Origin of the sequence: Streptomyces sp. NPDC017943, from assembly GCF_044328425.1 — a bacterium.
Classification (GTDB): domain Bacteria; phylum Actinomycetota; class Actinomycetes; order Streptomycetales; family Streptomycetaceae; genus Streptomyces; species Streptomyces djakartensis_A.
Genome location: NZ_JBIRHH010000004.1, coordinates 177,894 through 192,194 on the forward strand (window position 1 = coordinate 177,894; position 14,301 = coordinate 192,194).

11 protein-coding genes are annotated in these 14,301 nt (G+C 71.6%); 7 read left to right on the forward strand and 4 right to left on the reverse strand.

What is annotated here, in order from left to right:
- Positions 1 to 36 precede the first annotated feature (36 nt).
- Positions 37 to 1,302 (reverse strand): hypothetical protein, encoded by a 1,266-nt coding sequence (locus ACH4C6_RS14370; RefSeq protein WP_398108888.1) that lies wholly within the window; start codon positions 1,300 to 1,302, stop codon positions 37 to 39.
- A 293-nt stretch (positions 1,303 to 1,595) separates the two neighbouring features.
- Between ACH4C6_RS14370 and ACH4C6_RS14375 the strand changes: the two genes are divergently transcribed.
- The 6 genes from ACH4C6_RS14375 (at position 1,596) to ACH4C6_RS14400 (ending at position 9,797) form a co-directional block, all read left to right on the forward strand.
- Positions 1,596 to 3,980, forward strand: coding sequence for a bifunctional SulP family inorganic anion transporter/carbonic anhydrase (locus tag ACH4C6_RS14375; protein ID WP_398108889.1), 2,385 nt, complete (start codon positions 1,596 to 1,598; stop codon positions 3,978 to 3,980).
- A 369-nt stretch (positions 3,981 to 4,349) separates the two neighbouring features.
- Positions 4,350 to 6,305: an acetate--CoA ligase gene (acs, locus tag ACH4C6_RS14380; RefSeq protein ID WP_398108890.1), complete on the forward strand. Its 1,956-nt coding sequence runs from the start codon at positions 4,350 to 4,352 to the stop codon at positions 6,303 to 6,305.
- 199 nt (positions 6,306 to 6,504) lie between these two features.
- Positions 6,505 to 7,941: a Na+/H+ antiporter NhaA gene (gene nhaA, locus ACH4C6_RS14385; RefSeq protein WP_398108891.1), complete on the forward strand. Its 1,437-nt coding sequence runs from the start codon at positions 6,505 to 6,507 to the stop codon at positions 7,939 to 7,941.
- 120 nt (positions 7,942 to 8,061) lie between these two features.
- Positions 8,062 to 8,550, forward strand: coding sequence for a phage holin family protein (locus tag ACH4C6_RS14390; RefSeq protein WP_398108892.1), 489 nt, complete (start codon positions 8,062 to 8,064; stop codon positions 8,548 to 8,550).
- Positions 8,547 to 9,485 carry an alpha/beta fold hydrolase gene (locus tag ACH4C6_RS14395; protein ID WP_398108893.1) on the forward strand — a complete coding sequence of 313 codons (939 nt, stop codon included), beginning with the start codon at positions 8,547 to 8,549 and terminating at the stop codon, positions 9,483 to 9,485. Before ACH4C6_RS14390 ends, ACH4C6_RS14395 begins: the two co-directional genes overlap by 4 nt.
- A gap of 129 nt (positions 9,486 to 9,614) precedes the next feature.
- Entirely contained in the window at positions 9,615 to 9,797 is a 183-nt protein-coding gene (locus ACH4C6_RS14400) for a hypothetical protein (protein WP_333932212.1), read from the forward strand.
- A gap of 232 nt (positions 9,798 to 10,029) precedes the next feature.
- Here the strand turns inward: ACH4C6_RS14400 and ACH4C6_RS14405 are convergent, their stop codons facing one another.
- The 3 genes from ACH4C6_RS14405 to nth form a co-directional block, all read right to left on the reverse strand.
- Positions 10,030 to 11,229, reverse strand: coding sequence for a MarP family serine protease (locus tag ACH4C6_RS14405; protein WP_398108894.1), 1,200 nt, complete (start codon positions 11,227 to 11,229; stop codon positions 10,030 to 10,032).
- 13 nt (positions 11,230 to 11,242) lie between these two features.
- Positions 11,243 to 11,938: an NUDIX hydrolase gene (locus ACH4C6_RS14410; protein WP_398108895.1), complete on the reverse strand. Its 696-nt coding sequence runs from the start codon at positions 11,936 to 11,938 to the stop codon at positions 11,243 to 11,245.
- A gap of 211 nt (positions 11,939 to 12,149) precedes the next feature.
- The gene (gene nth, locus ACH4C6_RS14415; protein WP_398109343.1) at positions 12,150 to 13,154 is read right to left on the reverse strand and encodes an endonuclease III; all 1,005 of its coding nucleotides are present in this window, start codon (positions 13,152 to 13,154) and stop codon (positions 12,150 to 12,152) included.
- Positions 13,155 to 13,587: 433 nt separating this feature from the next.
- Here nth and ACH4C6_RS14420 point away from each other — a divergent pair, with 433 nt between their 5' ends.
- Entirely contained in the window at positions 13,588 to 14,262 is a 675-nt protein-coding gene (locus ACH4C6_RS14420; RefSeq protein ID WP_369198385.1) for a Crp/Fnr family transcriptional regulator, read from the forward strand.
- The last annotated feature ends 39 nt before the right edge of the window (positions 14,263 to 14,301 follow it).

Genomic DNA, 14,301 nt, shown 5'->3' on the forward strand with positions numbered 1-14,301 from the left:
GGCCTCCTGTAGGCCTACGTGAAGCGTGCTTGCGGACTAGTCCCTGGCCGCCGGGGCGCCCGGTACGCCCTTCGGCGCCGGAGCCGGGCGGTTCGACAGGAAGGCCTCCCAGCCGCCCTTGGGCGCCTCCCCCACCTTCAGGGTGCGCAGCTTCTCCAGCGTCTTCGGGTCCTGAGCGTCCAGCCAGTCCGCGAGCTGACGGAACGAGACGCAGCGCACCTCCTGCTTGGTGCAGACGGTCTCGATGACCTCCTCGACGGCCCGCATGTAGGTGCCGCCGTTCCAGGACTCGAAGTGGTTGCCGATGATCAGGGGCGCGCGGTTGCCGTCGTACGCCCTCTGGAAACCCGCGAGGAGGCCGTCGCGCATCTGGTCGCCCCAGAAGTCGTGCATGGCGGGGTTGCCCTGGGTCTTGGTGCCCGACTGGTTGACCATGAAGTTGTAGTCCATGGTGAGCTGCTCGAAGGAGTGGCCGGGGAACGGCACGAGCTGCATGGACAGGTCCCACAGGCCCTGCTTCCGCTTGGGCCAGACCTGGTCGTTGACGCCGCTGGTGTCGTAGCGGAAGCCCAGGTCGCGGGCGGCCCGCATGAAGTTGTGCTGGCCCTCGAGGCAGGGTGTGCGGGCGCCGATCAGTTCCTTGTCGTAGTCGAAGGGCAGCGGGGCCGCGTCCTTCATGCCGGTGCTGGTCTTCCAGGTCTTCACGAACTGCTTGGCCTGGGAGATCTCGTCCTTCCAGTCGTCCACCGACCACTCGCCGACTCCCCCGCCGCTGCCGCAGAAGTGGCCGTTGAAGTGGGTGCCGATCTCGTTGCCCTCCAGCCACGCCAGGCGCAGCTGCTTCGCGGTGGCGGCGATGCCGCTGCGGTCGTTGAAGCCGATGTCGGAGCGGCCCGGGGAGTGCTGGGGCGGCCGGTACCGGTCGCGCTTCTCCTCGGGCAGCATGTACACGCCGCTCAGGAAGTACGTCATGGTCGCCTTGTTCTCCTTGGCGACCTTGCGGAAGTGCGAGAACAGCTTCTGGCTGTCCTCACCGGCGCCGTCCCAGGAGAAGACGACGAACTGCGGCGGCTTCTGGCCCGGGCGCAGCCGCTCGGGGGTGGGCAGGTGCGGCTGGGCGCCGGTGTAGGCGGTGGAGCCGTCCCCGATCAGGCGGACCATGCTCTTCGGGGCCTGGGCGGGCTTCGCCTTGGACGGTTCGGGGTTGCTTTGCCGCGGGGTGCCGGTCCCGCAACCGGCGAGCGATGCGGCGCAGACCGCGGCGATCACGGAGCACGCGGCGATCCTGTGGGTGGCGGCCATGTTCCGCCCACCTTCTTCCTTCTCTCGGGTGCCGACAGCGCCGCCAAATTCGCACGACCCGGAGAAGGAATTAGTACGACAAGCCGATCAAATATCCACGCCACTCTTCCGGATGATGCATTCACCCATTTGCCCGGAAAGTCTATGCCCCGCCTTTACTCTGCATTACGATCCGTTTACCGAGCGTTGATTCATCCCGCCGATTCACGCCGTGACCCAACGGCCGCGACCGACCCCGCTGGAGCGGGGACCCCAGTCATGCGACCGCGCAGCCCCGGAGGAGACGGGAACCCATGTCAGCCTGCGTCCCCACCCGCGCCGCCGACCCGAACCGGACCGAGCGCACCCATCCACCCCACAGTCCGCCGCCCACCGGCCCCCGCCGCTACCGGATCGCGGGAGCCGACGTGTCGGCCTCGATCGCGGTCTTCTTGATCGCCCTGCCCCTGTCCCTGGGCATCGCCCTCGCCACCGGCGCCCCCCTCCAGGCCGGCCTCGTCGCCGCCGCCGTGGGCGGGCTGGTCGTCGGCCGGCTCGGTGGCTCCGCGCTCCAGGTGAGCGGACCGGCCGCCGGCCTCACCGTCGTCACCGCCGACCTCATCCAGCGCTACGGCTGGCGGACGACCTGCGCCATCACCGTCCTCGCGGGGCTCGCCCAACTCGGTCTGGGCTGCCTGCGCGTGGCCCGGGGCGCCCTCGCCGTCAGCCCCGCCATCGTGCACGGCATGCTCGCCGGGATCGGCGTCACCATCGCCGTCGCCCAGCTCCACATCGTGCTCGGCGGCACTCCACAGAGCTCCGTGCCCGACAACCTGCGTGCCCTGCCCGCACAGTTGGCGGACATGCGCCCGGCGTCGGTGTCGGTGAGCGTGCTCACCCTGACCCTGCTGCTGCTCTGGCCGAGACTGCCCGGCCGGGCCGGCCGGGTGCTGCGCAAGGTCCCGGCCGCGCTCGTGGCCGTCGCGGGGGCCACCGCGGTCGCCGCGCTCACGGGCCTGCGCCTGCCCAAGGTGGACCTGCCGTCCTGGAGCAACCACGCGCTGGCCGGGCTCCCCGAGGGCCCCGTCCTGGGCCTGGTGGCCGCCGTGCTCACGACGACCCTGGTGTGCAGCGTGCAGTCGCTGCTCGGCGCGGTCGCCGTGGACAAGCTGGTGGCCGGCCGCCCGGGCCTGCCCGCGCGGGTCGGACGCTCCGACCTCGACCGCGAACTGCTCGGCCAGGGAGCCGCCAACATCGTCTCCGGCTCGCTCGGCGGTCTGCCCATCGCCGGTGTCGCGGTGCGCAGTACGGCGAATGTGCACGCGGGAGCGGTGAGCCGGAACTCCACGATGCTGCACGGCGTTCTCGTGGTGTTCGCCACCCTGCTGATGGTCCCGATCCTGGAGTTCATCCCCCTCGCCTCGCTCGCCGCCCTGGTGATGGCCGTCGGCATCCAGATGGTGTCCCTGAACCACATCCGCACGGTGACCCGCCACCGGGAGGTGTGGGTCTACGCCGTGACGACCCTGGGCGTGGTGCTCCTCGGCGTCCTCCAGGGCGTGGCGCTGGGGATCGCCATGGCTGTCGGCGTCGCCCTGCACCGCCTCACCCGCACCCGCATCACGCACGAGGAGAGGGAAGGAGTCCATCACGTCCACGTCAGAGGTCAGTTGACGTTCCTCGCCGTGCCGCGGCTCAGCCGCGCCCTGCACCTCGTGCCGCACGGCGCCGACGCCGTCGTCGAGCTGGACGGGTCGTTCATGGACCACGCCGCGTACGAGACGCTGCAGGACTGGCAGAAGACGCACACCTCGCAGGGCGGCGGTGTGGAGATCACCGGACGCCACCCCGGCATCCGCATCTCCGAGCCCCAGGATCTCACCGGTTGCCGCTGCCGGCCCTGGACGCCCTGGCGCAATCACCAGTGCGACCGCCCCGAGTCCGCCGCCCAGGAGCGCGAGCGGAACCCGTCGGGGAGGACGGACGGTTCCGAGCCGGCGCCGTCGGATGCGGTGGGCCAGGGTGGGGGCAGCGGGCACGAACTGGCGCGCGGCATCAGCGCGTTCCAGCGCAACACCGCACCCCTGGTGCGCAGCGAGCTGGCCCGGCTGGCGCGTGAGGGACAGCGGCCTTCGCAGCTCTTCCTGACCTGCGCCGACTCCCGGCTGGTCACGTCGATGATCACCTCCAGTGGCCCGGGTGACCTGTTCGTGGTGCGCAACGTGGGCAACCTCGTCCCCCGCCCGGGCGAGGAGAGCGGCGACGACTCGGTGGCCGCGGCGATCGAGTACGCCGTGGACGTCCTGGGCGTGCGCTCCATCACCGTGTGCGGGCACTCGGGATGCGGGGCCATGCAGGCCCTGCTCGGTGCCGAGCCCGGCGGTGGACGGACCCCGTTGCAGCGGTGGCTGCGGCACGGTATGCCGAGCCTGGAGCGGATGGGCGACGGCAGCCGGCCCTGGAGCAGACTGGCCGGCCGGATGCCCGAGGACGCGGTCGAGCAGCTGTGCCTGACCAACGTCGTCCAGCAGCTGGAGCATCTGCGCGCACACGAGTCGGTGGCCCGGGCCCTGGAGAAGGGGGCGCTGGAGTTGCAGGGCATGTACTTCCACGTGGGCGAGGCGGAGGCGTACCTGCTCACCGAGACGGAGGCCGGTGGCGTCTTCGACCGCGTACGGGAGGCGGACGTGACGGCGTGAAGCCGCCGGCGCGCTGAGCGGGCAGGGCGTGCGGCCGCGTGGCGGGCGCGGCCGCACGCCCTGCCCCGCCGCGCCCGGCGCCCTCGCTCACGCCCCCGGCCCCGGCGGCCCGGCGCCCCAGCACCCCGGCGCCCCCAGCACCCCAGCACCCCGACACCCCAGCACCCCAGCACCCCAGCACAGCGAACCCCCGCGTGAACTTTCCCTGGTCGGCGTCCGTGGGTACGGATGACCCCGGTCCCGGGCAGCACCGCCACCAGCACCGTCGACAGGTCTAAACCAATCGGCGGTCGGCCCTTGTCAGCGCACCCCCGGGTCTGATGAGCTGTGGCTTGGGACACAACGGACACCCTGGGAAAGGCAGATGCCGTGAGCAACGAAAGCCTGGCCAACCTCCTGAAGGAGGAGCGACGCTTCTCGCCCCCCGCCGACCTGGCCGCGAACGCCAACGTCACCGCGGAGGCGTACGAACAGGCCAAGGCTGACAGGCTCGGCTTCTGGGCCGAGCAGGCCCGCCGGCTGACCTGGGCCAAGGAGTTCACCGAGATCCTCGACTGGTCGAACCCGCCGTTCGCCAAGTGGTTCAAGGACGGCGAGCTCAACGTCGCCTACAACTGCGTCGACCGGCACGTCGAGGCCGGGCACGGCGACCGGGTCGCCATCCACTTCGAGGGCGAGCCCGGCGACAGCCGCGCCCTCACCTACGCCGAGCTCAAGGACGAGGTCTCCAAGGCGGCCAACGCGCTGCTGGAGCTCGGTGTCCAGGCCGGGGACCGGGTCGCTATCTACATGCCGATGATCCCCGAGACGGCGATCGCCATGCTGGCCTGCGCCCGCATCGGCGCCGCGCACTCGGTCGTGTTCGGCGGCTTCTCCTCCGACGCCCTCGCCACCCGCATCCAGGACGCCGACGCGCGCGTGGTCATCACCTCCGACGGCGGCTACCGCCGGGGCAAGCCGTCCGCGCTCAAGCCGGCCGTGGACGAGGCCGTCGAGAAGGCGGGCAATGTCGAGCACGTCCTGGTCGTGCGCCGCACGGGCCAGGAGGTCGCCTTCACCGAGGGCCGCGACGTGTGGTGGCACGAGCTCGTGGAGCGGCAGAGCGCCGAGCACGCCCCGCAGGCGTTCAACGCCGAGCACCCGCTGTTCATCCTCTACACCTCGGGCACCACGGGGAAGCCGAAGGGCATCCTGCACACCTCCGGCGGCTACCTCACCCAGACCGCCTACACCCACCACGCCGTCTTCGACCTCAAGCCGGAGACCGACGTCTACTGGTGCACCGCCGACGTCGGCTGGGTCACCGGCCACTCGTACATCGTCTACGGTCCGCTGGCCAACGGCGCGACGCAGGTCATGTACGAGGGCACGCCCGACACCCCGCACCAGGGCCGCTTCTGGGAGATCGTCCAGAAGTACGGCGTGACGATCCTCTACACCGCGCCGACCGCGATCCGCACGTTCATGAAGTGGGGCGACGACATCCCCGCCAAGTTCGACCTGTCCAGCCTGCGCGTGCTGGGCTCGGTGGGCGAGCCGATCAACCCCGAGGCGTGGGTCTGGTACCGCAAGAACATCGGCGGCGACCGCACCCCGGTCGTCGACACCTGGTGGCAGACCGAGACCGGCTCGATGATGATCACCCCGCTGCCGGGCGTGACCGCGACCAAGCCCGGCTCGGCGCAGACGCCGCTGCCCGGCATCTCCGCGACGGTCGTCGACGACGAGGCCAACGAGGTGCCGAACGGCGGGGGCGGTTACCTGGTGCTCACCGAGCCCTGGCCGTCGATGCTGCGCACCATCTGGGGCGACGACCAGCGGTTCCTCGACACCTACTGGTCGCGCTTCGAGGGCAAGTACTTCGCCGGTGACGGCGCCAAGAAGGACGACGACGGCGACATCTGGCTGCTGGGCCGGGTCGACGACGTCATGCTCGTCTCCGGGCACAACATCTCCACCACCGAGGTCGAGTCCGCGCTGGTGTCGCACCCCTCGGTCGCCGAGGCGGCCGTGGTCGGCGCGGCGGACGAGACGACCGGGCAGGCGATCGTCGCGTTCGTGATCCTGCGCGGTACGGCCGCCGAGACCGAGGACCTGGTCGGCGAGCTGCGCACGCACGTCGGCAACACCCTCGGCCCGATCGCCAAGCCCAAGCGGATCCTGCCCGTGGCCGAGCTGCCCAAGACGCGCTCCGGCAAGATCATGCGCCGGCTGCTGCGGGACGTCGCCGAGAACCGCCAGCTGGGTGACGTGACCACGCTGACGGACTCCACGGTCATGGACCTCATCCAGGCCAAGCTGCCGGCGGCGCCCAGCGAGGACTGATCGCACGCGGGCATGGCACAGGCCGCGGAGGGCACCCGGTGAGCGGTACGCCGGGTGCCCTCCGCGCGCTTCCGCCGCAGATCAAGGGATGCGGGCGACCACTCCCTTAGCTAAACTAAGAAGTACAAGTGCTCCATGGTGCGCCGGGAAGTCTGGTCGGCATGTGCTCCGTCCTGCCCACCTCCCGGAGGTTCTCCTCGTGACTGCGCCCCGCCCCACCACCACCCGCAAGGTCCTCAGCCGGCTGTCCCTGCCCGAGCGGACCTACGTGGCGGACGCGCTGCGCACCGAGACCGTGGGCGGCGTGCTGCTCCTCGTCGCCGCCGTCGCCGCGCTGCTCTGGGCGAACATCCCGGGCCTGCACGGCAGCTACGACAGCGTCTCCGACTTCCACTTCGGCCCCGCCGCCCTCGGACTCGATCTCTCGGTCGCGCACTGGGCCGCCGACGGGCTGCTCGCGGTCTTCTTCTTCGTCGCCGGCATCGAACTCAAACGCGAACTCGTCGCGGGCGATCTGCGCGATCCCAAGGCGGCCGCGCTCCCGGTCGTCGCCGCGCTGTGCGGCATGGCCGTACCCGCGCTGGTGTACACGGTCACCAACCTCGGCGGGGGCGGCTCGCTGGCGGGCTGGGCGGTGCCGACCGCCACGGACATCGCCTTCGCCCTCGCCGTGCTGGCGGTCATCGGCACGTCGCTGCCGAGCGCCCTGCGCGCCTTCCTGCTCACTCTGGCCGTGGTCGACGACCTCTTCGCCATCCTGATCATCGCGGTGTTCTTCACCGACAGCCTCGACTTCGCCGCGCTCGGCGGTGCCGTCGCCGGGCTGGCCGTGTTCTGGCTGCTGCTGCGCACTGGAGTGCGCGGCTGGTACGTGTACGTGCCGCTCGCGCTGGTGATCTGGGCGCTGATGTACAACAGCGGCGTCCACGCCACCATCGCCGGTGTCGCCATGGGCCTGATGCTGCGCTGCCACCGCCGCGAGGGCGAGGAGGTCTCCCCCGGCGAGCACATCGAACACCTCGTGCGGCCCCTGTCGGCGGGGCTGGCCGTGCCGCTGTTCGCGTTGTTCAGCGCGGGCGTCTCCGTCTCGGGCGGGGCCCTCGCGGACGTGTTCACCCAGCCGGAGACGCTCGGGGTCGTCCTCGGCCTGGTGGTCGGCAAGACCCTCGGCATCTTCGGCGGGACCTGGCTGACGGCCCGTTTCACCCGGGCCTCGCTCAGCGACGAACTCGCCTGGGCGGACGTGTTCGCCGTGTCGAGCCTCGCCGGCATCGGCTTCACCGTCTCCCTGCTCATCGGCGAACTCGCCTTCGAGGGCGACGAGGCGATGACCGGCGAGGTCAAGGCGGCCGTGCTGATCGGGTCGCTCGTCGCCGCGATACTCGCCACCGTGCTGCTGAAGATACGGAACGCCAAGTACCGCAGCCTGTGCGAGAACGAGGACCGCGACGAGGACGCCGACGGCATCCCGGACGTCTACGAGGAGGACGACCCGGCCTACCACCTGCGGCTCGCCGACATCTACGAGCGCAAGGCCGCCGAGCACCGCCGGATCGCCCAGGAGAAGGCGGCCGCGCGCCACGAGCTTGCCGAAGTGCCGGGCGGGGCAGGCGAGGACCACCACCGTCCGGCATGATCTGACGAGACGGTACAAAAGACGGGACCGTACGCAGTCGGGCCGGACGCAGCGGACGACCGTGTGCGGGTCCGGCAGGAGTAGCGGAAATCGGACCGTACGCGAAAGAGGGAGACCGCGATGAGCGCACCCGACGGCAGCCCGGTCGGCGCCGAACGCAGCATCGGCCAGCTGTTCGCCACGGCGACAGCGGACATGTCGGCGCTGGTGCACGACGAGATCGCGCTGGCGAAGGCGCAGCTCAAGCAGGACGTCAAGCGCGGCGCGACCAGTGGCGGCGCCTTCTCGCTGGCCGGCGCCGTCCTGGTGTTCTCCCTGCCGATGCTGAACTTCGCGCTGGCGTACGGCATCCGGACCTGGTCGGACTGGAACCTCGCCGTCTGCTTCCTGCTGTCCTTCGCCGCGAACGTGCTGGTGGCGGGCGGGCTGGCGCTGATCGGCGTGGTCTTCGCGAAGAAGGCCAAGAAGAGCAAGGGCCCGCAGAAGGTCGCCGCGTCGATGAAGGAGAGCGCGGTCGTCCTGCAGAACGCCAAGCCGCACCCGCGTCCCGAGCTCCCGAAGGACCGGGTCCCCGAGGCCATCGAGGCTGTGGCACGCTCGTCGTCATGACGGACCCCGCCCCGCCCCCGGCTCCCTCGGCCTCGGCCGTCCTCCTGGACGGCCCCTGGAGCCACCGCGACGTCGCCGCCAACGGCGCCCGCTTCCACATCGCCGAGCTGGGCGACGGGCCGCTGGTGCTGCTGCTGCACGGGTTCCCGCAGTTCTGGTGGACCTGGCGGCACCAGCTGGTGGCGCTCGCCGACGCGGGGTTCCGGGCCGTGGCCATGGACCTGCGGGGCGTCGGGGGCAGCGACCGCACACCGCGCGGCTACGACCCCGCCAACCTCGCGCTCGACGTCACCGGCGTCATCCGCTCCCTCGGCGAGTCCGACGCCGCGCTGGTCGGCCACGACCTGGGCGGATACCTCGCCTGGACGGCCGCCGCGATGCGCCCCAAGCTGGTGCGGCGGCTGGCGGTCGCCTCGATGCCCCATCCGCGGCGCTGGCGCGCCGCCATGCTGCGCGACGTCAAGCAGACGCGTGCCGGTTCACACATCTGGGGGTTCCAGCGCCCCTGGATCCCCGAGCGGCAGCTCACCGCCGACGACGGGGCGCTGGTCGGGGAGCTGATCCGCGACTGGTCCGGGCCGCGCCCGCCCGAGGACGAGGCGCTGGAGAACTACCGCCGCGCCCTGTGCATCCCCTCCGCGGCGCACTGCGCGGTCGAGCCGTACCGCTGGATGGTGCGCTCCCTGGCCCGGCCGGACGGCATCCAGTTCAACCGCCGGATGAAGCGGCCCGTGCGGGTGCCGACGCTGCACCTGCACGGCTCGCTCGACCCCGTGATGCGCACGCGCAGCGCGGCCGGCTCCGGGGAGTACGTCGAAGCCCCGTACCGCTGGCGCCTGTTCGACGGCCTCGGTCACTTCCCGCACGAGGAGGACCCGGTCGCGTTCTCGGCGGAACTCATCAACTGGCTGCGGGATCCCGAACCCGACCGGTGACCGCCGGGTGGCGCCCGGTACGCCCGGATCTGAACGCGTGTCCGACGAACGGCCACTTGCCCGGCGCATAGGCCAATTGGCCGCCGCCGAAGCGGTTATGGACCATGCGGCGGGGGCACACGTCCCGGTATGGGCTGGACGCACGACTACAGTGACGCAACCCGCAGTCGCCGCTCGGCGAGCGGTACGAACCCCTACCGGCGCAGCGGCGCACCGCAGATGGTGACCGCCGACCCCCGGGTGGGCATCCCGCGCATCCTCCGCCGGCGGGCCCGGTGGGTCTCCGTACGCCTGCGTCACCCACGTGACTGAGTTGTCACTCGCGTGAGTGACAACCCGGCTGTTCCTCCCCAGGGCGGCTAGGGTCTGTCGTTTGGATTAGCCCGGCTATGAGGCTCGGCTCTGTCAGCCGACTCGAGCGGGGCCTGGTGCGTCCAGATGCAAGGCGGAGGAGGGCGTCAACGCGGAGCGTTGGCAACCGACGACAACGCCGCAGGTGGGCGTGCCCGGCCCCGCGACGCCGGAATGATCCAAACGACAGGCCCTAGAGCGCGCAGCTGTCGCTGTCCACCTGCTGGTCGGCGGTGCGCCCCTTGGTGATGTCCTCGCGGATCTCGTCCACGGTGAGCGCGTACCCCGTCTCGGCGTCGTCGAGGCTCTTGGCGAAGACCACGCCGTAGACCTTGCCGCCGGGGGTGAGCAGCGGGCCGCCGGAGTTGCCCTGACGGACGGTCGCGTACAGGGAGTAGACGTCGCGGCGGACCGTGCCGCGGTGGTAGATGTCCGGGCCGTTGGCCGTGATGCGTCCGCGCACGCGCGCGGCCCGCACGTCGTACGCCCCGTTCTCCGGGAAGCCCGCGACGATGGCGCCGTCGCCGCTGGTCGCGTCCTTGTCGGTGAAGCGCAGCACGGGCGCGTCCAGGTCCGGCACGTCCAGGACGGCGATGTCGCGCCGCCAGTCGTAGAGCACGACCTCGGCGTCGTACTTCCTGCCCTCGCCGCCTATCTGCACGGTCGGCTCGTCGACGCCGCCCACCACGTGCGCGTTGGTCATGACCCGGCGGTCGGCGAAGACGAAGCCGGTGCCCTCCAGGACCTTCCCGCAGTCGGGGGCCGTGCCCATCACCTTGACGATGGAGCGCTGGGCGCGGGTGGCCACCGGGCTGTGGGCCAGCGCCGGGTCGGGCGGCCGGACGTCGGTGATCGGCTCGTTGGAGAACGGGCTGAAGACCTGCGGGAAGCCGTTCTGCGCGAGGACGGAGGAGAAGTCCGCGAACCAGGTGGCCGCCTGGTCGGGCAGCGCCTGCGAGACGCCCAGCAGCACCTTGGAGCTGCGGACCTCCTTGCCGAGCGTGGGCAGGGTGGTGCCCGCGAGGGCCGAGCCGATCAGCCACGCGACCAGGAGCATCGCCACGACGTTGACCAGGGCGCCGCCGGTGGCGTCCAGCGCCCGGGCCGGGGACCAGGTGATGTGCCGGCGCAGCTTGTTGCCGAGGTGGGTGGTCAGGGCCTGTCCGACGGAGGCGCAGACGATGACCACGACGACCGCGACGACGGCGGCGGTCGTGCTCACCTCCGCCTTGTCCGTCATCGCGTCCCAGATGACGGGCAGCACGTAGACCGCGACGAGGCCACCGCCGAGGAAGCCGATCACCGACAGGATGCCGACGACGAACCCCTGGCGGTATCCCACGACCGCGAACCACACGGCGGCGACCAGCAACAAGATGTCCAGCACGTTCACGGAGGCCACCCTGTCATGCGCGCCAGTCGAGCGGGACCTGCTTCTCCCGGTCCCAGGGCCGCTCCCAGCCCGCGAAGTGCATCAGCCGGTCGATGATGCCGGCCGTGAAGCCCCAAACGAGGGCCGATTCGACCATGAATGCCGGACCTCGGTGACCGCTGGGGTGGACGGCCGTGGCCCGGTTCGCCGGATCCGTGAGATCGGCCACGGGGACGGTGAAGACCCGGGCGGTCTCGTTCGGGTCGACCACCCCGACCGGGCTCGGCACCCTCCACCAGCCCAGCACGGGCGTGACGACGAAGCCGCTGACCGGGATGTACAGCCGGGGCAGGACGCCGAACAGCTGGACGCCGGAAGGGTCGAGGCCGGTCTCCTCCTCGGCCTCGCGCAGAGCGGCCCGCAGCGGGCCGTCACCGGCCGGGTCGCCGTCCTCGGGGTCCAGCGCGCCCCCCGGGAAGGAGGGCTGACCGGCGTGCGAGCGCAGGGAGCTGGCCCGCTCCATGAGCAGCAGCTCGGGGCCGCGCTCGCCCTCCCCGAACAGGATGAGCACGGCGGACTGGCGTCCCGCGCCGTCCTCGGGCGGCAGGAAGCGGCTCAACTGCTGCGGCCGGACCGTCTCGACCGCGCGCACCACGGGGTCCAGCCAGCCGGGCAGGTCCTCCTTGCTCACCGTCACCGGCCCGCCCTGCGTCTCACTCGCCCGCGTCATCGCCACCCCCGTCGTCCTGCCGCTTCCAACGCCCGGCGCCCGGCGGATCGTTCCGCGGACGGCCCTGTTCCACCGATCGGGGAGCTCGCGTGGGGGTGGGCAGCGGCGCGTGAGGAGGCCGGGCACGCCCCCAAGCTGCCCCGGCCCGCGGGCCGGCGGTACCGGTGGTACCGGCGGGGGTACGGGCAGCGGTACGGGTGGTGCGGGCGGATCATCCGGCCCCCAGCGGCGGCGCCGGTGTGCCGCCCGCGTCCAGGTAGGACTGCGGGGGCCGCAGCCGCTGGCCCGGGAAGCCGCCCTTTTCGTACTTGAGGAGCTTCTTCGCCTTCTCCGGGTCCGTCTCGCCCTCGCCGTAGGCCGGGCACAGCGGGGCGATCGGGCAGGCGCCGCAGGCCGGCTTGCGGGCGTGGCAGATCCGGCGGCCGTGCCAGATGACGTGGTGCGACAGGTCCGTCCAGTCGCTCTTGGGGAAGAGCGCGCCGACGGCGGCCTCGATCTTGTCCGGGTCGGTCTCGGCGGTCCACCGCCAGCGGCGCACCAGCCGCTGGAAGTGCGTGTCGACGGTGATGCCGGGCCGCCCGAAGGCGTTGCCGAGCACGACGAACGCCGTCTTGCGGCCGACCCCGGGCAGCTTGACCAGGTCCTCCAGCCGGCCGGGCACCTCCCCGCCGAACTCCTCCACCAGGGCCTTCGACAGCCCTATGACCGACTTGGTCTTGGCCCGGAAGAAGCCGGTCGGGCGCAGGATCTCCTCGACCTCCTCGGGGTTGGCGGCGGCCAGGTCCTCGGGTGTGGGGTACCTGGCGAACAGCGCGGGGGTGGTCTGGTTGACGCGCAGGTCCGTGGTCTGCGCCGACAGCACGGTGGCGACGACGAGTTGGAAGGGGTTGTCGAAGTCCAGCTCGGGGTGGGCGTACGGGTAGACCTCGGCCAGCTCGCGGTTGATACGGCGGGCGCGGCGGACCAGGGCCGTGCGCGACTCGTCGCCCGGCGGGTGGACGACCGTTCTGGCGGGAGCGGTGTCCTTGACCCGGGCGGTGGCCTTCTTGGGCGCGACGGCGACCTTCTTGGCGGCCGGCGCCTTCTTCACGGCGGCGGTCTTCCCGGCAGCGGCCGTCTTGGCAGGGGCCTTCGTGGCGGTCTTCTTCGCGGCGGCCTTCCCGGCACCGGCCTTCTTGGCAGGGGCCTTCTTGGCTGCCGAGGTCTTCTCCGCCACCGGTGCCTGCTCCTTCTTCGCGGCACGCGTCGCCCTCTTCACGGGCGCCGCTCCCTTCGCCGCGGACGTCGTCTCCGCCGAGGCCGCCGTCTTCCTCACCGCCGCCTCCTCTGTCGCTTTCGCCGTTTTCCTACCGCCATCGGGGCTCTGTTCGCCCACAGCGGAATCGCGACGTACAACCACCCGCGCAGCCCCCTCGGCCTGTGCTCTCACCGGCGATTTGGACACCCGGCCAGCCTAGGGCGTGGCACTGTCGCCCGCCCCGGCCCCCGAAGATCGGCGCCCAATTGGACCCCTGCCGCGTACCCCGGGACACGTGTACGGCATCCTTGTGACAGATCACACTGTTTGGACCGTCCGGCAAAATGGGCACCACGGTCCCCTGGTACGAGGGGAGCAAGATCCCCTGAGCAGGTCGAAAGGGAGAGAACTCGTGGACGACGTTCTGCGGCGCAATCCGCTCTTCGCGGCGCTCGATGACGAGCAGGCCGCGGAGCTCCGCGCCTCCATGAGTGAGGTGACCCTCGCCCGCGGGGACTCGCTGTTCCACGAGGGCGACCCCGGTGATCGCCTCTACGTGGTCACGGAGGGCAAGGTCAAGCTGCACCGCACGTCGCCCGACGGCCGGGAGAACATGCTGGCCGTGGTCGGCCCCGGCGAGCTGATCGGCGAGCTGTCGCTGTTCGACCCGGGCCCTCGCACGGCGACCGCCACCGCGCTGACCGAGGTGAAGCTGCTCGGCCTCGGCCACCCCGACCTCCAGCCCTGGCTGAACGCCCGCCCCGAGGTGGCCACGGCCCTGCTGCGCGCCGTCGCGCGGCGGCTGCGCAAGACCAACGACGCGATGTCCGACCTGGTCTTCTCGGACGTCCCGGGCCGTGTCGCCCGCGCCCTGCTGGACCTGTCCCGCCGGTTCGGCGTGCAGTCCGAGGAGGGCATCCACGTCGTGCACGACCTCACGCAGGAGGAGCTGGCCCAGCTGGTCGGCGCGTCCCGCGAGACGGTCAACAAGGCGCTGGCGGACTTCGCGCAGCGCGGCTGGCTGCGTCTGGAGGCCCGCGCAGTGATCCTCCTGGACGTCGAACGCCTCGCCAAGCGCTCCCGCTGAGCGCCCACCCACCGGGCCGTACGTCATCGGGCCCCGTCC

Excerpts from the sequence above, each read along its gene's own strand:
- ACH4C6_RS14370 (WP_398108888.1), bottom strand. The coding sequence starts at position 1,302 with ATGGCCGCCACCCACAGGATCGCCGCGTGCTCCGTGATCGCCGCGGTC.
- ACH4C6_RS14375 (WP_398108889.1), top strand. The coding sequence starts at position 1,596 with ATGTCAGCCTGCGTCCCCACCCGCGCCGCCGACCCGAACCGGACCGAG.
- ACH4C6_RS14390 (WP_398108892.1), top strand. The coding sequence starts at position 8,062 with ATGAGCGCACCCGACGGCAGCCCGGTCGGCGCCGAACGCAGCATCGGC.
- ACH4C6_RS14395 (WP_398108893.1), top strand. The coding sequence starts at position 8,547 with ATGACGGACCCCGCCCCGCCCCCGGCTCCCTCGGCCTCGGCCGTCCTC.
- ACH4C6_RS14400 (WP_333932212.1), top strand. The coding sequence starts at position 9,615 with ATGGGCTGGACGCACGACTACAGTGACGCAACCCGCAGTCGCCGCTCG.
- ACH4C6_RS14410 (WP_398108895.1), bottom strand. The coding sequence starts at position 11,938 with ATGACGCGGGCGAGTGAGACGCAGGGCGGGCCGGTGACGGTGAGCAAG.